The organism is Arenibacter sp. S6351L, from assembly GCF_023016025.1.
Taxonomy (GTDB): Bacteria; Bacteroidota; Bacteroidia; order Flavobacteriales; family Flavobacteriaceae; genus Arenibacter; species Arenibacter algicola_B.
In genome coordinates this window covers 195872-220194 of record NZ_JALKBB010000005.1, presented here as the reverse complement: position 1 = coordinate 220194, position 24323 = coordinate 195872, and the positions used below count along the sequence as shown (strand labels likewise).

Here is a 24323-nt window from a genome sequence, read left to right as displayed (position 1 = left end):
GATGACGGACGAGAATTTTAAAGACCAAATACTCCAAGGCATACCAAAGGTAATGCCCCAAACAAAAGTCTATCCCAAGAATACCAATAACGCCCCCAAACGTAAGGATATCCTAACCCTTGAGGAGAAGAAATTGGCCATACGCAATGCCTTGCGCTATTTTCCTTCGGATTGGCACGAAATCCTTGGAAAAGAATTTGCCCAAGAATTGAATACCCTGGGCAGAATATATATGTATCGTTTTAAGCCCGATTATCCTCTATTTGCACGGCCAATTGATCAATATCCCGCAAAAACCGTAGAAGCCGCCAGTATTATGCTAATGATCCAAAACAATTTGGATCCCAAGGTAGCACAACATCCCGAAGAACTAATAACCTATGGAGGCAACGGTGCCGTTTTTCAGAATTGGGCCCAATATCTTTTAACCATGCAGTACTTGGCGAATATGACCAACGAACAAACCCTGCACATTTATTCCGGGCATCCCATGGGGCTATTCCCCTCATCCCAAGAAGCCCCTAGAGTGGTTGTAACTAACGGGATGATGATCCCCAACTACTCCAAACAGGATGACTGGGAGAAGTATAATGCCCTTGGAGTTACCCAATACGGACAAATGACGGCCGGATCCTATATGTATATTGGGCCACAAGGAATAGTTCATGGCACTACCATTACCGTCCTGAACGCCTTTAGAAAGGTCTTACAAAAAGGAAAATCGGCCAAAGGAAAAATATTTCTCACCTCCGGTTTAGGGGGAATGAGCGGAGCCCAGCCCAAGGCCGGAAATATTGCCGGCTGCATTACCATATGTGCTGAGGTAAATAAAGATGCTGCACAAAAAAGATACCAGCAAGCTTGGGTAGATGAGCTTTTGGAAGACCTGGATCAATTGGTAAAACGAACCAGACTGGCCATTCAAAAAGAGGAGGTAGTTTCCTTGGCCTACATCGGCAACATTGTTGACGTATGGGAAAGGTTTGACCAGGAAAACATATTCATTCATTTGGGATCCGACCAGACCTCCCTTCACAATCCATGGTCAGGGGGGTATTATCCCGCCGGCCTAACTTTTGAAGAATCCAACCTTCTTATGAGAACCAAACCCGAAGAATTTAAACAAAGGGTTCAAGCTTCATTAAGAAGACAGGTATCGGCCATTAACAAGCATACGGCCAAGGGCACCTATTTTTTTGATTACGGCAATGCTTTTTTATTGGAAGCATCCAGGGCTGGGGCAGATATCATGGCGAGTAATGGTATCAACTTTAGATATCCTTCCTATGTACAGGATATTTTAGGCCCCTTGTGTTTCGATTACGGCTTTGGACCCTTTAGATGGGTGTGTACTTCTGGAGACCCTAAGGATTTACAAAAAACCGATGATCTTGCATTGCAAACTTTGGAAGAAATTAGGACTAATGCACCCTCCGAAATCCAACAGCAAATACAGGACAATATAAAATGGATCCGGGAAGCTTCATCCAATAAATTGGTAGTAGGGTCTCAGGCCCGCATCTTATATGCAGATGCAGAGGGAAGGGCTAAAATTGCCATGGCCTTCAACACTGCTATAAACTCTGGAAAAATCAGTGCACCCATTGTTTTGGGACGGGACCACCATGACGTGGGGGGTACCGATTCGCCCTTTAGGGAAACCAGCAATATTTATGACGGAAGTAGGTTTACCGCAGATATGGCAATCCAAAATGTTATTGGCGATAGTTTTAGGGGCGCTACTTGGGTATCCATCCACAACGGAGGTGGTGTAGGTTGGGGCGAGGTCATCAATGGTGGTTTCGGTTTGGTCCTGGATGGTTCGGACGAGGCCGCGAGGCGCTTAAAAAACATGCTCTTTTATGATGTAAACAATGGGATATCCAGAAGAAGTTGGGCCAGAAACAAGGAAGCGATATTTGCCATAAAACGGGAAATGGCACGTACTCCGGAATTAAAGGTAACCTTGCCCAATTTGGTAGAAGCCGAATTGTTGGAAAGATTGTTTTAATAATCAATTATATTTTGGTCAATTGGCAATGGCACATGTCAATCGTCCATGTCGCACTAGCGTGATATTGGATCTGGTTACAACTATTAAAGTAAAAACCTCACCTAAATTTTATATTTTACTTGGAAACATCTATTTTTATGGACGAAACAGTCCTTATATCGTTTTTCATTAGGGATTGTTTCTCCTTTTGTTGGAGCAAATAATCAGTAAAAAAACCATAATAAAAATAATGATTCCCTGTCCTATTTGTAACAATCCCAAAACCAAATTACAATACCAACTAAAATTTAATGTACATCAATGTTCAAATTGTGGTTTTCAATTTTGTCCTGATGCCACCTTCAATAAAACTTTAGTTTCCGATCTCAACGAAGAAACTAGGGAGAAGGCACTTATCAATTTACGCAAGGAAAATTTTCAGCATATCATCACTTCCATCAAAAAGCATGGTATAACCAAAGTCCATGGCCTGGAAGTAGGTCCCGGATATGGCTGGTTTCTGGAGGTATGTAAAGATTACAATATTAGTTGTGAGGGAATTGAGCCTGAAACCCGATTTAATGCCCGCTACCAAAAGGAAGATCTGCAAGTGAAGAATGGTTTTTTCCCACAAGACCTCTCGGAACAGTTATTGTACGACTTTATTGCCTATAATGATGTTTTGGAGCATTTACCCGATTTAAAGGGAATAATGAAAGCTAATTATAACTTGCTAAATTCCGATGGGCTTTTGATCATTAATTTACCACAGCAAGACGGAATAATTTATTTCATGTCCAAAATAGCCTATAGATTTGGTGTAAAATCCATATTGGACAGAATGTGGCAATTTAATTTTCACAGCCCGCACTTGAGCTATTTTACAAAACGTACCTTGTTGAGGCTGGCCAAGGACAACAATTTTGAACAGGTAGAGTCCTTTCCATTGAAAACCATCAATTTATCAGAAATATCCGATAGAATAGAACAAGATAACCAACAAGGGTATCTAATGAGATTGGTTACTAAAATTGGCGTATTTTTTCTATTCCCATTTTTACAAATATTCCCTGACACCCGATGTTTTGTTTTTAAAAAAGTATAGTAAAGAGGATTATTGGAATTTAATTCTGCCACGGAAATAAAGTAATTATTAATAGGTCCGTGGATAAAATAGGTTGTTATTAAATATGAAAGAGCGGCTTGGAAGTTTGTAATTTTTTGCCGCTAAAACCAAGAAAAAAAATTACCAAACTCGATGATTGCAGTAATACCAAAGTTCACCAAGGCTATATACAGGATTACCGGTTATAACAGCAACAACTACAACTCATTTAAAAATCCGGTTTTTATTTTACTAGGCACCCTATTGTTATTTGTACTGATACTGGCATATTCCAATCATTTCTTAAATGGTTTTCATTTTGACGATAGCCATACCATAGAAGATAACAATGCTATTAAAGAGGTAGATGTAAAAGCATTTTTCAAGGATGCCACCACCTTTAGTTCTCTCCCTAGCAATCAGACCTACCGGCCATACACTACCCTTGAAAACGCCATAGATTTTAAATTGGGAAATGGTTTGGACCCTTTAGCATTCCATATTCATATTTTTATATTCTTCATATTCACCTGTGCCGCGCTCTGTCTTTTTGTAAAAAAACTATTGGACAGGCTGGAATTTTCCAACTACAACCAATTTTGGGGACTACTGGTCGCTGCAGCATTTGGCCTACTATGTGCCAATGCGGAAACGGTAAATTATATTATTCAACGGTCGGAAATTATTGCAGGATTTTATGTCCTATTAGGATTTGTGGCATTTTTAAGTGGTGGAAAATGGCGAAAATGGCATCTTTATCTTATTTTTCCATTTATTGGCTTCTTTTCCAAGGAAATGGCTTTGGTTTTTTCGCCGCTATTATTTCTTTATTTTTTAGTATTTGAGGAAGAAGTAGACCTTTTACACTTCTATAGGGCAACTGAATTTAAAAAATGTATCCGCTCCTTTGTCAAGGTGTTTCCTTCCTTTATACTGACCGTAGCGTTTTTAGTGTTCTATTTTAGCATGTTGCCGGATACCTTTGCCCCAGGCGGACCTGATAGGTACAATTATCTAATTACCCAGCCATTGGTAATGTGCCACTATATTTTGACATATTTTATTCCATATAACCTTTCCGCCGACACTGATTGGAAGGCCTTTGAGTCCATTTTGGATTATAGGCCCATATTAGGGATAGTTGGTATTGCTCTTTTGGCTTATTTGGCATTAAAGGCATCCAATAAAAAGGAAACCAAATTATTTTCCTTTGGCATGTTGTGGTTTTTCATCTCACTACTGCCATCTTCTTCCGTTCTTCCTTTTGCAGAAGTATTAAACGACCACCGAAGTTTTATACCCTATATGGGCCTAACAATAGCCTTTGTTTTTGGCAGCAAATATATCCTTGAAACCTATTTTCCGAAAATATTGAACACACATATTGGTCAATATTCAGTAGCCTTGTTCATCATCTTTTTCTTGACCGCCAATGCCTATGGCATTCACCAGCGAAATAAAGTATGGAAAGACGAGCGTAGTCTTTGGAAAGATGTTACCATAAAAAGTCCTGAAAACGGCCGCGGTCATATGAATTATGGACTTGCCCTTATGGCGGATGCCGATTATGCCAATGCCGAAATATCATTTAATAAAGCCTTGGAATATTCTCCTAATTATTCCAGTATTTATACCAATCTTGGTATTTTAAAAAATGCAATAGGCGATAAGGAAAGTGCAGACAAAAACTTTAAAAAGGCCTTATCACTAAGTGATTCAAACCATAAAACCAAATACTTTTACGGACGGTATTTATTTCAAAATGACCAATTTAAAGAGGCCATAGATTATTTTACTCAGGTAAATAATCTTACTCCCAATTATCTTGAGACCCGGGAATATATCCTAAAATCCTTTCATAAACTTGAGGATTGGGAAAATATGAAAAACTTTAGCAATGAAGTTTTGGCAAAATGGTCAGAAGATAGCACCGCTAAAAAATACTTGGATATTGCCTTGAACAAAAAATCCATTCTTGCCGCCCTTGAAGAAGAGGTAGCCAGTGCTCCAAGCCCAGAAAAATATTTAAATTTAAGTTTGCAATATTTCAATGCAAGCAACTACGAAGATTGTATTAGAGCAGCCGGAAAAGCTTTGGAATTAAAACCTGAATACGCTGATGCCTACAACAATATAGGTATAGGCCATTTTTATTTATTGAATTATGACCAGGCCATAGAGGCCTACCAAAAGGCATTGGAGTTAAAACCCTCCTATCAATTGGCAAAAAACAATTTGGAGAATGCTATGGATAAAAAGAAGAGTACCGCCAATGTTACCGCCAATTTATCAGATAAGGAAGTATCAAATTATTATATAAATCTTAGTCTTGAATATTACAAGAAAAAAAAATATCAGACCTGCATTGCAGCTGCAAGGAAATCCATAGCAATATCACCTAACGCCATTGCCTATAACAACATTTGTTCTGCCTACAACGAACTGAACAAATACCAGAAGGCAATAACCGCATGTAATGAAGCACTAAAATTAGATCCGAACTCTAAGTTGTCAAAGGGAAATTTAAGTTACGCCAAACAACAGGCAGGGAACTAAAAGAATAGAAGGGATAGATATAATAAATAAAGAATCTTAATTAACACGGCAACCATGGAAATGCAGAAATATAGCTCCAAGAGAATCGCAGTTGTAATCCCATATTACAATGCCTCAAATGAAATATTACTCGTTATTTCCAAATTACCGGAATACATACAGTACGTAATAATTGTAGACGACAAAAGTCCAACCCCATTACCCAAGGATGATTTGGAAAAACTTGTACATGCCAAGGCAACCCTATATTTTTTAGAAAACACCATAAACTTAGGGGTCGGTGGTGCTACCAAAAGAGGTTTTGAAGAGGCCATTGCAATTGGTGCAGAAATTATAATCAAGGTCGATGCAGATGACCAGATGGACCTTAGCTACCTTCCCAATTTACTAGACCCTTTAATTGCCAATAAATGCGATGTAGCCAAAGGCAATAGATTTAAGGACCTAAAAGCCTTAAGAGCCATGCCTATTGTTCGTAGAATTGGGAATTTAGGCTTATCGTTCCTTATTAAATCAGCAACAGGTTATTGGCACAACTTTGATCCCACAAACGGATTTTTGGCCATTAAAACCGATGTTTTGAGAAAGTTGGATTTCAGCAAACTTGCCAACCGTTACTATTTTGAAACCTCTCTTTTGTCCCAACTATACTTTGAAAAAGCAGCCATTAAGGATGTCCCTATGCCCGCCATATACGGGGAGGAAAAATCCAACATGAAAATATGGAAAATGCCTTTTGTCTTTGGAGCAAGGCTGACCAGTACTTTCTTAAAACGTATTGTAAAAGAATACTTTTTGTACGATTTTAATATTGGGTCGGTATATCTGCTATTTGGTTTTCCACTTTTTATGTTCGGTCTTATTTTTGGTATTTCGGAATGGATATATTACGCCAACATAAATACATTTGCCCCTACAGGAACCATTATGATCGTTACCCTATCCATTATATTGGGATTCCAACTTATCCTTCAAGCTATCCAATACGACATTATAAATGCGCCAAAAGCGTAGTGAAAAAACGACAGGTATCTTGAAAAATACTTGGCAACACTTGCTCGCATCAAATGGAAAAACACTAATATTGATATAGGAGTTTTCACACTTATCAAATGCTTTATTTTGTTCATTATCGACCTAGAATAAATTCATCGGTTAGTTAGGCCATCAACCTATAAAATTCAATAATAATGCACACCTATTCCAAAACCGACTCATTGCTCTGGACTGGCCGCAAATCTGGTCAAAAATTCTACCTGCATGAAAAAGTAGTTTTCGTAGATCTTAATACTGATAAATTTCCCAGTATCAATACACCGGCTTGGGCCATATTGGGATATGCCTGCGATGAGGGCGTTAAAAGGAACGAAGGGAGAATTGGCGCAGCTTTGGGCCCCGATGCCATCCGTAAGCAGCTCGCTAAACTCCCAAACCATTTAACAGAAAACGTTTTATTGCTGGATACGGGAACCGTAGATTGTAAGGATGGGGATTTAAAAAAAACACAAACCGTTTTGTCGCGTACCGTCGCCCAATTGCTTAAGCAAAACGCTTTCCCCATACTTTTGGGAGGTGGTCATGACATTGCTTATGGCCATTATAACGGAATAAAAAAATATCTTGCCACGGAAGGCAATAATAAATCCATTGGCATTATTAATTTTGACGCCCATTTTGATTTACGAAGTAACCAAACCAATAATAATTCCGGCACCCCCTTTTACCAAATTGCACAAGACTGTAAACTGGATCAGTCAAATTTCCGATACATGTGTTTTGGAATCCGCGAGGATGCCAATAGCAGAATCCTTTATGACATAGCAAAGGACCTAGGCGTCCAATACGTTGAAAAAACAAACTTCAACCTCCTTCATTTCAATGAAATAAAAGATAAAATAACGCAATTTACCAAGGAGGTGGATTATATCTACACCACGATAGATTTGGACGGGTTTTCTTCGGCCTACGCCCCTGGCGTAAGTGCCGCTTCCCCAATGGGTTTCTCCCCGGAAATTGTCCTGGAATGCCTGAAAATTATAATTGCATCAAAAAAATTAATAAGCCTCGATTTAGCTGAAATGAACCCAACATACGATATTGACCATCAAACGGCTAAATTGGCCGCCTCACTTGTTCATTTCGTAATTCACCAAAGCCAATAAAATTGTAAGCCTTTATATCCTATTTTTCATCCCAGCAAGGAAGCCTTATTCCAACCAGGATTGAAAATACTTGCCATCGTCAATATCCAAGGCGGCCTTGGTAAGTTGCAAGGGCCTAAAGGTATCTATCATCACTGCCAACTCCTCGGTTTTGGATTTTCCAATACTGGCTTCATACGTACCCGGATGCGGGCCATGGGGAATCCCTGCTGGATGCAGTGAAATATATCCTTTATCTATATTCTTTCTGCTCATAAAGTCGCCATCCACATAATACAATACTTCGTCTGAATCTATATTGGAATGATTGTAAGGAGCAGGTATGGACTGGGGGTGATAGTCGTACAAGCGCGGAACGAAGGAGCAGACCACGAAGGCCGAAGTCTCAAAAGTCTGATGCACTGGAGGTGGTTGGTGAACACGCCCGGTAATGGGCTCAAAATTATGAATGGAAAAGCCATAGGGATAATTGTAACCATCCCAGCCTACCACGTCAAAAGGGTGGGAAGCATATACCAAATGGTGCAATTGGCCTTGCTTCTTAACTTTGATCACAAAATCGCCCAACTCATCATGGGTCTGTAAATTCTGTGGCAATTTAAAGTCGCGCTCACAAAATGGAGAATGCTCTAAATGCTGTCCAAACCAGTTTCTATATCTTTTTGGGGTGTACATAGGATGATATGATTCGGCTATCAACAACCTATTTTCCTCGCTATCAAAGCTAATCTGGTAGATCATTCCACGGGGAATAATAAGATAATCCCCATACTCGAACTTTATTTCTCCCAACATGGTTTTCAAAACTCCTGTGCCTTTGTGAACAAACAACATTTCATCGGCATCCGCATTTTTATAGAAATAGTCGGTCATTGATTTTTTTGGTGCCGCCAGCGAGACATGAACATCCGAATTAAACAACATAACTGTTCTACTTTCCAAATAATCGTTCATGGGCTTCACTTCGAAACCTTTGAGCAATCTGGACTTTATATTATGGGATACCATGGCTTTAGGAGAAACATCGAAGGACTTTTCTACTTCCTTTACCATTGTAGGTCTATGCAAGTGGTACATGAGCGATGACATACCGTCAAAACCAATGGTTCCAAACAATTGCTCATAATGGAGACTGCCGTCCTTTTTCTTAAAAATAGTATGTCTTTTGGGGGGAATTTTTCCTAATTTATGATACAAGGGCATAGTTATATCCTTATTAATGATTCCTTTTTAAAAATACGATAAAATAAGGAGTATCTGAAATATTAAATTTCAATTAATAATGATGTAATGGTTGGATTTTCGTGGCTATTTAATCCATAAACTGTTCTGCAATAGCCTTGGTAGAAGATTAGAGTGAAAGGATTAAAACTCTTAAAACATTAATTTCAGGGGAATGCAAACAAAAAAAGCCTCCCAAAATGGAAAGCCTTTCATCGGCGCTTGTCAGTCCAAATTTACATCCGGACGGTTCGACAAATACAACCTTGCCTCAATTTGCATTGAGACACAACACAACTTGACAAAGATAGTAAAGGTTTTTAGATTTTCATTATTTGGGCAAGCTTATTTGGACAATCCTTACAGGTCCCATTTTAGATAGGTTAGAGTATAAAATTAAATCCTGATTCCTCCAGCCTTTTGTATTTGTCGTAATCGAACCTATACAAAAAAGCACCTTTTTTTGAGGTAGATTTATCCTTCTCGTTCAACTTAATTAGCAAATCGAAGGATAATAATTTCTTTCTAAAATTACGATCATCCAATTTGGTCTGGTGAATGGCCTCATATAATGATTGAAGCTGTGGAATGGTGAATTTTTCAGGGAGAAGTTCAAATCCAATAGGCCTATGGGCAGTTTTCTGTCTTAATCTATCCAAGGCATCGGCAATCATAACGTTATGATCAAGAACCAATTGGGGAATATCTTCCAAGGCAAACCATTTGGCACCATGCAATTCCACTTGTTCCCTATCATAGTCATTAATTCTGATCAAAGCATATTGGGCAATGGAAATACATCTTGCTCCTGAATCCCTATCCACATCGCTATACACCTTTAGTTCCTCCAAAAAAATATTCTCCAAGCCCGTAAACTCCAAAAGAACACGGCGGGCAGCATCTGGAACACTCTCCTCTGCATCCACAAAACTTCCGATTAATGACCACTCTCCTTTAAAGGGATCAATTCTTCTCCTAAAAACCAAAAGTTTCAATACGCCATCATCAAAACCAAAAACAATACAATCTGTTGCCACGAGTAATTTAGGCTGCGCAATATAAGTTCGATAATTCTCCAATGTCTTCATTTCAACTATAATGCACTAAAATATCAAAAAATAATTTCAAATCCTTAAAAGCCAAAATTTTAAACCCCTAAGCCCAATCATAAAGGCTAAGAATATGTGTTCATGGCCAAATCCATCTTATTAATTTTCATCCAAATACCAAAAATTGTCCCAAACATATTTAGCAGTCATTTAACACTAAACCTCCTTGATTTTGAATAACTTGTAATAAAAAAAGATGAAAAACACTGCTATGTTCTGGGTAGCCGCAACAACCTTGGTCCTAATTTCCCTGACCATAATGACGGCTATGAACTTTCCATTTAATTGGGTTTTTTACATTACTGTATTAGGGCAAATAATGCTCGTATATATGGTCGTTAGAGTGCTTAAAGACAATTATACTACAGACAAGACCTTTAAGGACTTCTATGAAGATTATCCGTTAAGGAGTGAAATTAATTAGAGGCCGATATTTCCTGTCCTCTTTTGCTATTTGGCGGAGTTCCCATACCCAATTCCGGAATTACCAATAAGGGTATTTGGGTATGAAAGGCCAATCGTTTAATTACGGGTTCACGTGTCATTTTTTCCATATAACTATGCTGATAATTTAGCATGGCCAGCAAGTGTATGTCCAATTCGTCTGCAAAAACCTCCAAGGTCTGGGAAACCGAATTCAATTCTGAAACCGTATGCACATAATGCTCTACCTCACCAATATACTTCCTTAACATATTCAGGTTGAATTGCTGGACTTCTGTAAGCGATTTAATCTCGTATTGCACATGTACTATCCTAATAGCTGCCTTAAAGGATTTTGCCATTTCCAATAGGGGCCTCAGTTCAGAAGTCGTGTAGAACCTATTAAAATCTGTTGCAAAAGCTATTTCGGAAGGAGTCTTAAACTTAAAATGTTGGGGAATGGCCAGTACCGGGCAGTTCTTTATAGATTTTATTATTCTAACGGTATTGCTACCCATAAACACTTCCTCCAAACCGGAAGCACCTTTTGTTCCCGTAATCACTAAACCAATTTGATGGGTCTCTATGATATTCTTTATTTCATCTACCAATAGGCTAAAGGAAGAAATGGCAATAAACTTATGCTTGGGATTATGGTACTTTTCCTGGATCTTTTTTAATAGTTGATCCAAGCCTTTTTCGGAATTATTCTTTACCACATCCTCACATGCCTTGCCGCCAGCGCCTGTCGCCATAAATCTGCTGTGGGCAATGGTAGGAGTATATGTATTTAAAATATAAAACTCGCACTCCTCATGCTTATAAAGGGAAATTGCATATTTGGTTGCATTCCAAGCATTGGGAGAAAAATCTGTAGGTAATAATATCTTTTTCAAACTATTTTATATTTTATAAGAACCCTGATAAGGGGTTAAAACCATGGGGTAAAATTATGGGAAGTGAAAAACCTGAACTATGACATTTATCAGCTTTTGAGATTGATATCCTACCGCAAAAAACTTCGACAGTAGCCCATTTAGCAATGGTAATTATAACTGATTATCCACAAAAAAAGGAAGAAACAAAGCGCATAAACATGTGGGATATGGGGAAACGGGCTAGGCCAACTTCAATTTGAAAAAGATGAAACGGAAACACGGGGATCAGCTCCCCTTTGCAACCTCATTGAGGGCCTTTCTGTCCGCTATGGCAACCTTTTTTCCATAAGCTTTTATCAAGCCCAGTTTTTTGAAATCTGAAATAATACGTATGGCAGATTCTGTAGCCGTACCAACTACATTGGCAATATCTTCTCGGGACAATGTCAAGGCCAAATAACCGTTGTTATCCTTTCCAAAATTTTCCTCCAAATATATAAAAGCCTCTGCTATCCTTTGCTTTACGGTTTTTTGCGACATATTTACAATAACATCGTCGGCTTCTTTTAAATCATGTGCTATATGCCTCAATACTTCCACAGCAAAATTGGGATTGCTATTAAGGCTATCCACTATGGCATCCTTGGGAATGAAACAAACCTCCATATCATTTACCGCAATTGCACTCAAGTTGGCCACTTCTTCGGTAATTACCGAACGCTGCCCCAAGACAGCCCCTTTAGTCGCCAGTTTTACTATTTGATCCTTCCCGTTTGGACTTAATTTGGACAACTTGGAAACTCCATCCCTTACACAAAAAACACCATTGAGCTTTTCTCCTTCGCCAAAAATGGTTTCACCTTTTTTTACTAATTTGGTAGTTTTGGTATCTGAAACCCGCTTCAGTTCTTCCTTGCTCATTGCCCGTAAGGAATTGAATTGACGTATTATACAATTTTCACATCTGCCCATAACTAAAAAATTACCTGATACGGCAAATTTAAAGGTTATTAGCAGAGAAAAAACTGACAAATATCATGTTTTCAAATAGCAATCATGAGCATCTTTGCATGCAGGTATTAAGCAAATAATCTATGGATAAGGCAACGTGCTATCATTGTGGTGACGATTGCGGGAACAATCCCATAAATCATAACGACAAAAATTTTTGTTGTGTTGGATGTAAAACCGTTTATGAGATTTTCTCCAACAACGACCTTTCCTACTATTATGACCTACAGTCCGCAGCAGGTGCCTCGCCTAAGGAAGTGGAAGGCAAATATGACTTTCTTGAATCGCAAAACATAGTAGAAAAACTTATAGAGTTCAACGATAACGGCACCCAGATAATAAATCTTTACATTCCCCATATACATTGCAGTTCCTGTATTTGGATATTGGAAAACCTAAACAAACTGAACAAGGGCATAAACAGTTCCCAAGTAGACTTTCCTAAAAAGACAGTGAGGGTCACTTTTAACTCCAAAAAAGTTTCACTTAAAGAACTGGTGGTGCTAATGTCCAGAATTGGTTATGAACCTTATATTTCCTTGGACGATTATGACAAGACCAAAAAGGGAACGGACCGCAGCTTATCCTATAAATTAGGTATTGCCGGCTTTGCCTTCGGAAACGTTATGTTTCTTTCCTTTCCCGAATATTTTGAGGTAGGGGAATTTTGGCTGGAACAATTTAAAGGGATTTTTAGATGGCTAATGTTTGCCTTTTCCTTACCAGTGGTTTTCTATGCAGCCCAAGATTATTTTATTTCGGCATACAAGGGACTAAGATCTAGATTCTTAAATATAGATATCCCAATTGCCCTGGGCATTTTGGTTTTATTCCTTCGGAGCACCGTCGAAATAATTTTCGATTGGGGGTCGGGTTTTTTTGACAGCCTTACGGGATTGGTCTTCTTTTTACTTTTAGGTAAATTCTTTCAACAAAAAACATATTCCTATCTATCTTTTGAACGGGATTACAAATCCTACTTTCCTATTGCCGTTACAAGAATCACAAGTAAAAATACGGAAGAGAACACTCAGGTATATGACATTAAAGCCGGAGATAGGCTCCTTATAAGAAATGAGGAATTAATCCCTGTGGATGCCATCCTGATCAACGGAAATGCCAAGATAGATTACAGTTTTGTGACGGGCGAATCGGAACCAGTGGACAAGAATTCTGGCGACAAAGTGTATGCCGGTGGAAGACAGATAAGTAGTGCCATAGAAATTGAAGCTATAAAATCTGTTTCCCAAAGCTATCTTACACAACTATGGAGCAACGCCGTCTTCCAACAGGACAAATCGGGAAGCTTTCAAACCTTAACGGACAGCATTGGCAAAAGATTTACCATTGCCGTCCTTACCATCGCTTTCGTCTCTGCCATAATTTGGTTAATAATAGACCCCAGTAAAACTATAAATGTCTTTACCGCGGTGCTCATAATTGCCTGTCCTTGTGCCATTGCCCTGGCGGCCCCTTTTACCTTGGGCAATATGTTGCGAATTTTTGGCCGCCACGGATTTTACTTAAGGGACACCCAGACCATAGAACAATTGGCACAGATAGATACCGCTATATTCGACAAAACAGGCACCATTACCACGGCTGAAAAGGGAAATGTCTACTATGAAGGTCTGGAACTGACCAGTGAAGAGGAGTCCTTATTAAAAAACACCCTGCGCTCCTCCAATCACCCATTGAGCAGAAAGCTTTATGATATGTTGGCGGAACAAAACATTGTGCCCCTTGAGGAATACGAGGAATATTTGGGCCAGGGAATCAAAGGCTCGACCGTTACGGACAGTGTTAAAATTGGCTCTGCCGCATTTGTTGGCAACACCAACATAAACAATAAGGACAGCACCTCTGTCCACTTGAGCTCCAACGACGAATACAAGGGCTGTTTTATTTTTCAGAACCAATACCGGGACGGGGTCGAGGAAACCTTTAAAACAATGTCTCGCGACCTGGGATTGGCAATCTTATCAGGGGATAACGCAGGGGAAAGAGCTAACCTTACCAAATTGTTACCTAAGGGAACACCGCTATATTTTAATCAAAAACCGGACCATAAGCTGCAATTTATAAAGTCGCTCCAGGACCAAAACAAAAAGGTAATGATGGTTGGGGACGGACTAAATGATGCCGGAGCTCTGGCACAAAGTAATGTTGGCATAGCCATTTCGGAAAACGTAAATGTTTTTTCTCCTGCCTGTGACGGTATACTGGATGCTAAAAATTTTAAATCCCTTTACAAGTATATTCTGGCCTCAAGAAAAGCTATTAAGATCATAAAACTAAGTTTCGCACTTTCCTTAATGTACAACCTTGTGGGATTGTATTTTGCGGTAACTGGACAATTACAGCCAGTTATTGCGGCCATCCTAATGCCATTAAGTTCCATCAGTATTGTAATATTCACCACCGTTGCAACAAACCTTCTGGGAAGAAAACTAGGCAGGAAACAATCATCCGTAGAATAACTTTTTGAAGTTGATCAAAATATACGATTAAACAAAAGGCAACTGTTTTGCAACAGTTGCCTTTTGTTATTTAAGATCTCAATTAATTTAGATCTAGGAAAGACCCCTCCCCTATTTCTGTTGCTCCAAATACGCTACCAAAGAAGCCATTTCTTCATAACTGAGTGCATTCACCAGACCAGAGGGCATCATAGAGGTCTCCAACTCCTTTCTTTCAGCGATATCGGATTTCTTAAGTTGGGTTGCCGTACCTGCAATATTTCTTATGGTGAGATCGGTGGCCGATTCCTGGGTTACAAACCCTACATAATTATCGCCTCCTTTAGTCTGTATCTGAACCGTTGAAAATCCTTGGGAAATAGAGGCATTCGGCTTCAAGATAGACTCAGCGATCTGCTCCCTGTTCATTATAGAACCTATTTGCCCCATAAAAGGACCCTTCATTACTTCCCCAGAGGATACACTGTGACAGGTAAAACAAGCCTGGGTCTTAAATATCTCCTTTCCTTTTTCCGGATCACCCTTAATCTTTTTCAAAGCGATCATGATATCCTCAATGGAAGCCTCCCCGATCTGTCCTTTCTTATTTTTGATCTTTTCAAGGTCTACCGCTGGCATATCTTCCTTGGGAGCTGTAATTTCCACGGTACCAAAATCATCAATCGCCAATCGGTACTTACTGTTCAATTCTGCGTACAGTTCCTTTTCATCTTCCGAAGACTTTTCCCATTCCCCTTTTAAAAATGAACGTATTACCGGGGTGTAATCCCATTCTACCGTTTTATAGTAAGGGCCATGGGTATCTGGACGGGTGCTCCACCACCAGGAAGTATCATAAGGCGCCTCTTTGTGGTAAATACGCGCCAATGTATTGATTATTTTATTCTTGAAAACGGCATCTTCCGTATTTTCATATGCCTTTATCATTCCATCAACAACCTTAGGGCTATGCATATATCGCATTGCCCAAAGTGCCATTTCCCGCTGATCGGTATTTAAAGCACTGACGCAGGCGTCCACAGCATTTAATTTAACCAATGCCTTAACGGCCAAGTGCGGAACTATAATTTCGGCATTTGGCCTTGCATGAGGTCCTTCGGTGCCCATTTCGGGGGCTTTAAAGGAATTTGGAACCGGAATCTCCAATAAAACATTGGCCACTTCCTTTTTACCCAATCTTCCCAAACCAACAATAGCTGCCGCCTTTACTCTATCTGAGTCGGATTTCAGTGCATTGACAAATGGTTCTGTAGGTACTTTTTCAATGGTACCCAAACGGTCCGATAAGGCCCTCAAGGCAAATTCTTGAACTTGTGGGTCTTCCGATAATGTAACCAGACGGTCAATTCCACCTTCCCTGGCCAATTGGGCAAAAGTGAATATAGCTGCGGCACGTACCTCCAATGACAAAGAACTGTCTTTTGCCAACTTCCATACTTTATCGGCCCCTTTCCCTCTCCTTATCAATTCGTATTGGGCACTTAAGCGAGTCTTGGCATTATCTGCCTTTAATAAATCTACCAAACTACCTGTCCAATAAAAATCCTCTAAATTGGGGAATGGTTCGTAATTATAGTCTTCAGGCAAAACCCTGACCACATATCCTTTATCCGGACTTCCGGAATATCCGGCACCATCCCAAGCCGAAAGGTACATAGCACCTGCTGCATCCACATCCACATCGGTTATTTGCGGCAGTTGGATAAACTCTTCCTCATCCTGTATAAAACTGGCCTTATTTTCAGTAAGCCTATGGAAATAAAGATAGCTTCTACCCCAATCTGCCATCATGGGAACATTATTGTACTTTTCAGGCCAACGGTTGTCGTTCATATAAAGGGACCCTGTTCCGGAGCCACCACCAACATCTACCAAGGCGGGAAGGATCTCTTCCGTAAAATGCTTGAACAGCACAGGGTAACCATATTCCCCTGATTGTATTTGGTGAATAAATCTTATGTTCCAGCCACCACCATCATTGGTATTGCCCCTGGTGTAAATATTCATAAAAGGATCAATGGCCACGTCGTATATATTGCGTAACCCATGGGTATACACTTCCATTTCCGTTCCGTCCGGACGTACGCGCAATACACCACCGCCCAACATGGTCAATTGTGTTCCATCACGATCCGTGGCATTGTGAAAACCGAAGTCGCCCACGGCAATGTATATCCATCCGTCTATACCCATCTGTATACCGTTGGTTGCATGATCTGTTCCTCTATCCGCCAGGTATTTGGAATTGCTCAAATTCTTTATTAAGACCTTTGCTGGGCCATCGGCCACTCCATCCTTGTCCTTATCTTCAAATACCACCAAGTCCATATTAAAGGCCTTCCCTGTCTCGGGCGAAAAAGTAGTATGCAAAACAAATACCTGATCCCCAATGGCCAAGATGCCCCTCGGGTTATCCACCTGCGCAAATTCGGTATAGGAATCCATTATTCCGTCGTGGTTACAATCTACCAAACGTTTTATAAACCCTTTGTTCATCTCTTTCCCAAGGGAACCCATCATATCTACCCCAACAAAAACCTCCCCGGTAGCCGCTACAGCCATACAGGCCGGACTTGGTGTTAGGTCGGGACCTGAAAATCCAGTAATATCCAAATCTTCGGGCCAATTGAGAACCTGGGCCAAAGAATCGGCAGAAGGATAATTTACTACCTCTGTACTTGGTGTGCATGGGGCCTCACTATGCTTACAACTAAAAAATATAAAACTTGAAAATAAAATAAATCCTGCCTTTTTAAACATATTCAATTCCGTTAAAATTTATAATTAACCCCTAGGGAAGAAAAACCAGTTAAGGTTTACCGGATTTTCAACAAAGTAGCGGCAAAACTAAAAATCTTTCCCATAAATCCATGACTAAATTGAATTATTATGGGTAGAAGAACATTATTTTAGATGAATCCCTATTACTAGTGTCCTGCACAATCTTAATTGAAACCTTTATTTTTTTAAAGTTTCGAATGAGTATTTTACATTAATAATTAGGATATTTGAAAGGAGGCTACTTTTAAAACGTTCTTGGGGAGAAGAACTTGTAATATTTTTTCAAAAGCTGATAAATGTCATATTATTCCATTACCCCCATGTTTAGTTTTACGCCCTAATTCAGGTAGGTATGAGTGTTATTTATTTATTGTTGACATTGAGTATTGTTGTAGCCGTCATTTTTTTTGCGGCTTTTATTATTGCTACCAAGAGTGGTCAATATGATGATTCCTATACCCCATCTGTTCGTATGCTCTTTGAAGATGAACTTGTAAAAAGTTCTTCCGAGAAGACCGAAGAAATATCTAACCAAAAAAGTGAAAGTCAAAAATTGTAATTATGGAAGTACAACAGTTTTATTACGATAACAAAATCGTAAAAAAATTCCTTTATGCAACTATGTTTTGGGGAATTGTAGGAATGTCGGTAGGTTTATTACTTGCCTTTATGTTTCTTTTTCCAAATTTAACCGATGGGATATCCTGGTTGAGTTTTGGCCGTTTAAGACCTTTACACACCAACGCGGTTATTTTTGCCTTTGTGGGAAATGCCATTTTTGCCGGCGTTTATTATTCTACCCAGCGTTTGTTAAAGGCGAGAATGTTTAGCGATGCCCTAAGTAATTTTAATTTCTGGGGATGGCAAGCTATCATAGTAGCAGCGGCAATTACCCTACCCTTGGGTTACTCCTCTTCAAAGGAATATGCTGAGCTGGAATGGCCTATAGATTTAGCCATTGCGGTGGTCTGGGTAGCCTTTGGCTGGAACCTTATTGGGACAATGCTAAAGAGAAGACAGCGCCATTTATACGTGGCCATTTGGTTCTACCTGGCCACATTTGTAACAGTTGCAGTACTTCATATCTTTAATAGTCTTGCCCTACCGGTTAGTGCGTTTAAAAGTTACTCGGTATATGCCGGGGTACAGGATGCACTGGTACAGTGGTGGTACGGGCACAACGCAGTTGCATTCTTCCTTACCACACCTTTCTTGGGATTAATGTACTACTTTGTACCCAAAGCAGCCAATAGGCCTGTATATTCCTATCGATTATCGATTGTACACTTTTGGTCCTTGATATTTATCTACATCTGGGCCGGACCTCACCACTTACTATATTCCACTTTACCGGAATGGGCCCAAAATTTAGGGGTAGCCTTTTCTATAATGCTGATCGCACCATCCTGGGGAGGTATGATCAATGGACTTTTGACTTTACGTGGAGCCTGGGACAAGGTAAGGACAGACCCGGTTTTGAAATTTATGGTTGTCGCTATTACCGGTTACGGTATGGCCACTTTTGAAGGTCCAATGCTTTCCCTTAAAAATGTAAATGCCATAGCGCATTTTAGCGATTGGATTATTGCGCACGTACACGTAGGAGCCTTGGCATGGAACGGATTCTTGACTTTCGGGATGATCTACTGGTTGGTTCCTAAAATGTTCAAGACCAGATTGCACTCCCTTCCCATGGCGAATTTCCATTTCTGGATAGGCACATTAGGAATCATACTTTACGCACTTCCCATGTATGTTGCTGGTTTTACCCAGGCTTTAATGTGGAAAGAATTTAACCCAGATGGCACCTTGGCCTATGGTAACTTTTTGGAGACTGTAAATGAAATTATCCCCATGTACTGGATGAGGGCCATTGGTGGCACCATGTACATTATTGGAGCAATTGTCATGATCTACAACGTAGTTGTTACCATTAAGCAGGGTACAAATGTTGAGGATGAACTGGCAGAAGCGGCCGCATTGACCACCGTATCCAAGAAAAGAACCGCTGGAGAAACTTTCCACACTTGGTTGGAGCGCAAGCCCATACAATTGACCATTTTGGCTACCATTGCCATTCTGATCGGGGGAATTATCCAGATTGTACCCACTATTCTGGTAAAATCGAACATACCGACAATTACAAGTGTTAAACCCTATACTCCTCTAGAATTGGAGGGGAGAGATCTTTATATACGGGAGGGCTGTGTTGGCTGTCATTCCCAAATGGTAAGACCTTTCCGAAGTGAGGTAGAGCGCTATGGCGAGTACTCCAAAGCTGGAGAATATGTATATGACCATCCTTTCCTATGGGGAAGTAAGCGTACCGGACCAGATTTATTAAGGGTTGGTGGGAAATATTCGGACAATTGGCACTTGAACCATATGTATGACCCACAAAGTACCTCTTCAGGCTCTATTATGCCCTCCTATTCATGGTTGGTGCGCAATAGGCATGACAGAAGTAACATTAAGACAAAAATGGAGACCATGGTTACCCTAGGAGTTCCTTATTCCGAGGAGGAGATTGCGAACGCCGAACAAGCTATGCTTGAGCAAGCAACCAAAATAGAAAAAAATCTATACTCAGATCCGGATTTCGCCAAAGGGTATGAGGAAGACAAAAAATATGCCGCAGAAAACGGGGAAGAATTCATAGAAATGAAGGATAGGGAAATTGTAGCCATGATAGCCTATCTACAACGTCTGGGAACAGATATAAAAATAAAGGAAACGGACGAAATAATTTCACAAAACAAATAAGTCATGCTAAAATTTGTAAAAGGTTATATGGAAAGCATAGATGGCGTTGCCACCTATCCCATGATATCACTGTTAATCTTCTTTTTGTTTTTTACCATTCTTTTCTGGTGGGTATTTACTGCCTCTAAAGAACATATAAAAGAAGTTAGCCAAATACCATTAGAAACAGAAGAAAACCAACCTAAAGAAGAATCGTTATGAGAAATATGTCACCTTGGTGGATAAGAGTCCCACTAATCTTTTTCCTAATCTTCGGATTGATGGAGTATTTTATTGACTCCGGGGACAAACCCGCATTTATTGAATATCCCATAACCCTCGTGTTTATGTTGGTGGTGTTGTTCATATTGGTGGGAATTGAATTGATTCTTAAATCAGTGGAAAACGTAATGTTCCAAACATTATCACCTGAAGCACAAAAGCGCTATTTAGAAACCAAATCCAAGCAATGGGAGTGGAAATGGGGTAAGGAATTCTGGAAAAAAATGACCGGAAACAAACCTGTTGAGGAAGAAAAGGAAATTATCCTGGACCACAATTATGACGGTATCCGTGAATTGGACAACAATCTTCCACCTTGGTGGGTGTATATGTTCTATGCCACCATAATTTTCGGTGTGGTTTACCTGGCCCGTTTCCACGTATTTAATGATTACACCCAGAACATGGAATATGAACAGGAAGTGGCCGAGGCCCAAATAGCTATTGAAGCCTATAAAAAAACAGCAAAAGGCCTGGTAGATGCCAACACGGTAGAACTATTGACCGAAGCCTCCGATATTAAGGCTGGTGGGGCAATATACAGTGCCAATTGCGTAGCTTGCCACATGCCGGACGGCGGTGGTGGTATTGGACCAAATCTTACCGACGAATATTGGATCTTGGGAGGTGGGGTGAAAAACGTTTTCCATACCATTTCAGAAGGTGGAAGGGATGGAAAGGGAATGATAGCCTGGAAACAAACCCTTAAGCCTGCCGAAATAGCCCAGGTAGCCAGTTTTATTCTCTCGGAAATAAACGGCAAGACACCTGCCAATCCAAAGGCTGCAGAAGGCGAAATCTGGACTGGAGAGTAGACACTTAAAACCTTATTGGGAACATTTTTACGCTTGCCCATAATTACAATAAAGTAGAACAAAGAAATGGCACAGGACCAGGACAATTTTAGAGACTCCATAGGAACAATTAATGAGGAGGGGAAAAGGGCATGGATATTTCCAAAAAAGCCAAGTGGCAAGTTTTATGAATATCGCAAGTATGTAAGTTATGTTCTTTTGGCATTTCTATTTCTTGCTCCCTTCGTAAAAGTGAACGGGAACCAGTTTTTAATGTTCAATGTTCTGGAAAGGCGTTTCAATATTTTTGGGTTTCCTTTTTGGCCACAGGATTTTCATCTTTTTGTAATTTCCATGATCATCGGGGTAATATTCATAGCCCTATTTACCGTTGCCTTTGGGCGCATTTTTTGTGGCTGGATGTGCCCCCAAACGATCTTTATGGAAATGGTATTCAGAAGGATCGAATTTTGGATCGATGGGGACCGAGGTGCCCAAATACGTCTTAGCAAACAGCCTTGGAACGCAGAGAAAATCAGGAAACGTGCCCTAAAACTGATTGTATTTTTCTTCATTTCCTTTTTAATAGCCAATGTATTCCTGGCCTATTTAATAGGTAGTGACCGATTGATAGAATATATCACCGATGGCCCATTACAACATGTAAGTACCCTGGTATCACTTTTAATTTTTACTGCGGTATTCTATTTTGTGTTTGCCTGGTTCAGAGAGCAAGTATGTATCATAGCTTGCCCCTATGGAAGGATGCAAGGCGTACTTCTGGACAATAAGTCTATTGTTGTTGCCTACGACCATAAGCGTGGAGAGGCTGAAAACGGAAGAAAAAAGTTTAGAAAAGGAGAAGACAGGGAAGCTCTTGGACATGGTGACTGTATTGACTGTTTTCAATGCGTAAACGTCTGCCCAACAGGTATAGATATAAGAAACGGAACCCAGTTGGAATGTGTCAACTGTACAGCTTGTATTGATGAATGCGACACCATAATGGAAAAGGTAAACCTTCCCAAGGGACTTATCCGGTATGCCAGCGAAGACAATATTGAGAAAAAGTCCAAGTTCAAGTTTACACCCCGACTAAAAGGTTATACTGCGGTACTTGTAATTCTTACCGGAATCTTGATCGGAATGCTGTTTTTAAGAAATGAGGTGGAAGCAAATATCTTAAGGCTACCAGGTCAACTGTACGAGCATAAGGAAGACAATATCATCAGCAACGTTTATACGTATAAATTGGTAAACAAAACCACCAAGGATATACCCAACGTAAGCTTTAAGCTGATATCGCACAAAGGGACCATCAACCTGGTTAGGCATGAACTTTTTACGGTACCCGCACAAGGATTGGCGGAAGGCACCCTATTTGTAGAAATAAACAATTCGGCTTTGGAAGGTGACAAGAACAAATTGAGTATCGGAGTCTATAGTGGGGATAAATTAATTGAAACGGCTACGGCCAGATTTTTAGGCCCCAGAAGCTATAAGTAAATTAAAGAAGATAGGTGAAACACCTAAAAAACGAATAGATTTTCCAATGTAAAGAAAATCGAAACTAAATAAAAAAGCCATGAAAATTAATTGGGGAACCGGAATTGTACTTGCCTTTATAGGGTTTATAAGTTTTATACTGTTTTTTGTTGTTCGAATGAGCATGGATAATAAAGCCAATCACGATTTGGTAACAGAGAATTACTATGGAGCGGAATTGGGATATCAGGATGAAATTGATGCAGAAAATAATTCGCGTACCAAAGAAGTAGACCTAACATTGGAAACAACCGATAAAGGTATAAAAGTGGTCTTCCCAAACAACTTGAGTATAGAAAATATCAAAGGCACAGTGTCCCTATACAGACCATCTAACAAGCACTTGGATTTTGACTTACCTGTAAGTCTATCCCAAGACTATTTGCTCATACCTGACAATCGTTTGTTGGATGGTCGCTGGGACATTAAAGTATCCTGGGAATACAATGGTGAAGCCTATTTGTTTAAGAAAAAAATAACCTATCGCCAAGATAAATAAAGTGTGTAAACACTACTAAGGTCAATACCTATAACTATGTTGTTATCTGCCGTAATTTTGGGTCTAATGGGAAGCTTCCACTGTGTTGGAATGTGCGGCCCTATTGCCTTTATGTTACCGGTAGATCATAACAAACCGGCCAAAAAATTATTTCAGGTCTTTCTTTACCATATGGGCAGGCTTACCTCCTACAGTCTAATAGGTCTTATTTTTGGATTTTTGGGCAAAGGACTTTATGTCTTTGGCCTACAGCAAAGACTTTCCATTATCATCGGAGTCCTGATGATTGTTGTAATCCTTATTCCTTATAAAACCTTTGGCAAATACAATTTCTCCAAACCCATTTATTCCTTCTTGACCAAAATAAAAAGTCGACTTGGCAAGGAATTACAAAGAAAGAGTCCGGACACCTTTCTCACCATTGGCTTCCTAAACGGATTACTGCCCTGTGGATTGGTTTATATGGCCCTTTTTGGCAGTATTGCCACTGCCAACCCCTGGCTTGGCGCATTGTTCATGACCCTATTTGGACTAGGCACCATACCTTTAATGACCACTGCCGTCTATTTTGGCAGTATGTTAAAAGGCTCGGCAAAAAAATCTGTTCAGCGATTGATCCCGGTTTTTGTAATCCTCGTAGGACTGCTATTTATTTTAAGGGGAATGGGACTTGGTATCCCCTATATTTCTCCCGAACCTGTCATGGAGGTTGTTGACAGCACCTTGGAATGTCATTAATTCT

At 39.9% G+C, this 24323-nt stretch carries 19 protein-coding genes; 14 read left to right on the top strand and 5 right to left on the bottom strand.

The window, feature by feature from the left end:
• The first annotated feature begins 1 nt into the window (after position 1).
• The 5 genes from MWU82_RS06315 to hutG all read left to right on the top strand — a co-directional run bounded on the left by MWU82_RS06315 (position 2) and on the right by hutG (position 7816).
• On the top strand, positions 2-2011 hold the full coding sequence (locus tag MWU82_RS06315) for a urocanate hydratase (RefSeq protein ID WP_215947330.1): 2010 nt from the start codon (positions 2-4) through the stop codon (positions 2009-2011).
• Between the two features lie 232 nt (positions 2012-2243).
• The gene (locus MWU82_RS06310; protein ID WP_247095704.1) at positions 2244-3098 is read left to right on the top strand and encodes a class I SAM-dependent methyltransferase; all 855 of its coding nucleotides are present in this window, start codon (positions 2244-2246) and stop codon (positions 3096-3098) included.
• 153 nt (positions 3099-3251) lie between these two features.
• Positions 3252-5654 carry a tetratricopeptide repeat protein gene (locus tag MWU82_RS06305; RefSeq protein WP_247095702.1) on the top strand — a complete coding sequence of 801 codons (2403 nt, stop codon included), beginning with the start codon at positions 3252-3254 and terminating at the stop codon, positions 5652-5654.
• Positions 5655-5708: 54 nt separating this feature from the next.
• A complete protein-coding gene (locus MWU82_RS06300) occupies positions 5709-6668 on the top strand; it encodes a glycosyltransferase family 2 protein (RefSeq protein WP_215947327.1) in 960 nt (319 codons plus the stop codon).
• 176 nt (positions 6669-6844) lie between these two features.
• Entirely contained in the window at positions 6845-7816 is a 972-nt protein-coding gene (hutG, locus tag MWU82_RS06295) for a formimidoylglutamase (protein ID WP_247095700.1), read from the top strand.
• Between the two features lie 45 nt (positions 7817-7861).
• On the opposite strand, the gene MWU82_RS06290 is transcribed toward hutG, so the two are convergent.
• Together MWU82_RS06290 and MWU82_RS06285 are read right to left on the bottom strand one after the other, a co-directional pair.
• Entirely contained in the window at positions 7862-9019 is a 1158-nt protein-coding gene (locus MWU82_RS06290; RefSeq protein ID WP_247095699.1) for a homogentisate 1,2-dioxygenase, read from the bottom strand.
• 401 nt (positions 9020-9420) lie between these two features.
• A complete protein-coding gene (locus MWU82_RS06285; protein ID WP_215947324.1) occupies positions 9421-10125 on the bottom strand; it encodes an NUDIX domain-containing protein in 705 nt (234 codons plus the stop codon).
• 217 nt (positions 10126-10342) lie between these two features.
• On the opposite strand from MWU82_RS06285, the gene MWU82_RS06280 reads away from it, so the two are divergent.
• Positions 10343-10570 carry a hypothetical protein gene (locus MWU82_RS06280; protein ID WP_215947323.1) on the top strand — a complete coding sequence of 76 codons (228 nt, stop codon included), beginning with the start codon at positions 10343-10345 and terminating at the stop codon, positions 10568-10570.
• Here MWU82_RS06280 and MWU82_RS06275 read toward each other — a convergent pair.
• Complete coding sequence (locus MWU82_RS06275; RefSeq protein ID WP_215947322.1) at positions 10563-11465, bottom strand: universal stress protein; 903 nt, start codon at positions 11463-11465, stop codon at positions 10563-10565. The two genes, MWU82_RS06280 and MWU82_RS06275, sit on opposite strands and share 8 nt — an antisense overlap.
• Positions 11466-11732: 267 nt before the next feature.
• Entirely contained in the window at positions 11733-12368 is a 636-nt protein-coding gene (locus MWU82_RS06270) for a Crp/Fnr family transcriptional regulator (protein ID WP_215947321.1), read from the bottom strand.
• Positions 12369-12541: 173 nt separating this feature from the next.
• On the opposite strand from MWU82_RS06270, the gene MWU82_RS06265 reads away from it, so the two are divergent.
• Entirely contained in the window at positions 12542-14938 is a 2397-nt protein-coding gene (locus MWU82_RS06265; protein ID WP_247095698.1) for a heavy metal translocating P-type ATPase metal-binding domain-containing protein, read from the top strand.
• A gap of 111 nt (positions 14939-15049) precedes the next feature.
• Here the strand turns inward: MWU82_RS06265 and MWU82_RS06260 are convergent, their stop codons facing one another.
• A complete protein-coding gene (locus tag MWU82_RS06260) occupies positions 15050-17698 on the bottom strand; it encodes a c-type cytochrome (protein ID WP_247095696.1) in 2649 nt (882 codons plus the stop codon).
• A 373-nt stretch (positions 17699-18071) separates the two neighbouring features.
• Here MWU82_RS06260 and ccoS point away from each other — a divergent pair, with 373 nt between their 5' ends.
• The 7 genes from ccoS (at position 18072) to MWU82_RS06225 (ending at position 24319) form a co-directional block, all read left to right on the top strand.
• Positions 18072-18278 (top strand): cbb3-type cytochrome oxidase assembly protein CcoS, encoded by a 207-nt coding sequence (gene ccoS, locus MWU82_RS06255; RefSeq protein ID WP_215947318.1) that lies wholly within the window; start codon positions 18072-18074, stop codon positions 18276-18278.
• A gap of 2 nt (positions 18279-18280) precedes the next feature.
• Complete coding sequence (ccoN, locus tag MWU82_RS06250; RefSeq protein ID WP_215947317.1) at positions 18281-20482, top strand: cytochrome-c oxidase, cbb3-type subunit I; 2202 nt, start codon at positions 18281-18283, stop codon at positions 20480-20482.
• A 3-nt stretch (positions 20483-20485) separates the two neighbouring features.
• On the top strand, positions 20486-20683 hold the full coding sequence (locus MWU82_RS06245) for a cytochrome C oxidase subunit IV (protein WP_072863023.1): 198 nt from the start codon (positions 20486-20488) through the stop codon (positions 20681-20683).
• A complete protein-coding gene (locus MWU82_RS06240; protein WP_215947316.1) occupies positions 20680-21558 on the top strand; it encodes a cbb3-type cytochrome c oxidase N-terminal domain-containing protein in 879 nt (292 codons plus the stop codon). Before MWU82_RS06245 ends, MWU82_RS06240 begins: the two co-directional genes overlap by 4 nt.
• A gap of 66 nt (positions 21559-21624) precedes the next feature.
• Positions 21625-23043: a cytochrome c oxidase accessory protein CcoG gene (gene ccoG, locus MWU82_RS06235; protein ID WP_215947315.1), complete on the top strand. Its 1419-nt coding sequence runs from the start codon at positions 21625-21627 to the stop codon at positions 23041-23043.
• Positions 23044-23122: 79 nt separating this feature from the next.
• Positions 23123-23581: a FixH family protein gene (locus MWU82_RS06230; protein WP_247095694.1), complete on the top strand. Its 459-nt coding sequence runs from the start codon at positions 23123-23125 to the stop codon at positions 23579-23581.
• Positions 23582-23617: 36 nt separating this feature from the next.
• Positions 23618-24319 (top strand): sulfite exporter TauE/SafE family protein, encoded by a 702-nt coding sequence (locus MWU82_RS06225; RefSeq protein ID WP_215947313.1) that lies wholly within the window; start codon positions 23618-23620, stop codon positions 24317-24319.
• The last annotated feature ends 4 nt before the right edge of the window (positions 24320-24323 follow it).

Coding starts and splice junctions, on each gene's coding strand:
- MWU82_RS06240 (WP_215947316.1), top strand. CDS start 20,680: ATGAGAAATATGTCACCTTGGTGGATAAGAGTCCCACTAATCTTTTTC.
- MWU82_RS06265 (WP_247095698.1), top strand. CDS start 12,542: ATGGATAAGGCAACGTGCTATCATTGTGGTGACGATTGCGGGAACAAT.
- ccoS (WP_215947318.1), top strand. CDS start 18,072: ATGAGTGTTATTTATTTATTGTTGACATTGAGTATTGTTGTAGCCGTC.
- hutG (WP_247095700.1), top strand. CDS start 6,845: ATGCACACCTATTCCAAAACCGACTCATTGCTCTGGACTGGCCGCAAA.
- MWU82_RS06290 (WP_247095699.1), bottom strand. CDS start 9,019: ATGCCCTTGTATCATAAATTAGGAAAAATTCCCCCCAAAAGACATACT.
- MWU82_RS06305 (WP_247095702.1), top strand. CDS start 3,252: ATGATTGCAGTAATACCAAAGTTCACCAAGGCTATATACAGGATTACC.
- MWU82_RS06300 (WP_215947327.1), top strand. CDS start 5,709: ATGGAAATGCAGAAATATAGCTCCAAGAGAATCGCAGTTGTAATCCCA.
- MWU82_RS06310 (WP_247095704.1), top strand. CDS start 2,244: ATGATTCCCTGTCCTATTTGTAACAATCCCAAAACCAAATTACAATAC.
- MWU82_RS06270 (WP_215947321.1), bottom strand. CDS start 12,368: ATGAGCAAGGAAGAACTGAAGCGGGTTTCAGATACCAAAACTACCAAA.
- MWU82_RS06245 (WP_072863023.1), top strand. CDS start 20,486: ATGCTAAAATTTGTAAAAGGTTATATGGAAAGCATAGATGGCGTTGCC.
- ccoN (WP_215947317.1), top strand. CDS start 18,281: ATGGAAGTACAACAGTTTTATTACGATAACAAAATCGTAAAAAAATTC.
- MWU82_RS06315 (WP_215947330.1), top strand. CDS start 2: ATGACGGACGAGAATTTTAAAGACCAAATACTCCAAGGCATACCAAAG.
- MWU82_RS06230 (WP_247095694.1), top strand. CDS start 23,123: ATGAAAATTAATTGGGGAACCGGAATTGTACTTGCCTTTATAGGGTTT.
- MWU82_RS06260 (WP_247095696.1), bottom strand. CDS start 17,698: ATGTTTAAAAAGGCAGGATTTATTTTATTTTCAAGTTTTATATTTTTT.
- MWU82_RS06280 (WP_215947323.1), top strand. CDS start 10,343: ATGAAAAACACTGCTATGTTCTGGGTAGCCGCAACAACCTTGGTCCTA.
- ccoG (WP_215947315.1), top strand. CDS start 21,625: ATGGCACAGGACCAGGACAATTTTAGAGACTCCATAGGAACAATTAAT.
- MWU82_RS06285 (WP_215947324.1), bottom strand. CDS start 10,125: ATGAAGACATTGGAGAATTATCGAACTTATATTGCGCAGCCTAAATTA.
- MWU82_RS06225 (WP_215947313.1), top strand. CDS start 23,618: ATGTTGTTATCTGCCGTAATTTTGGGTCTAATGGGAAGCTTCCACTGT.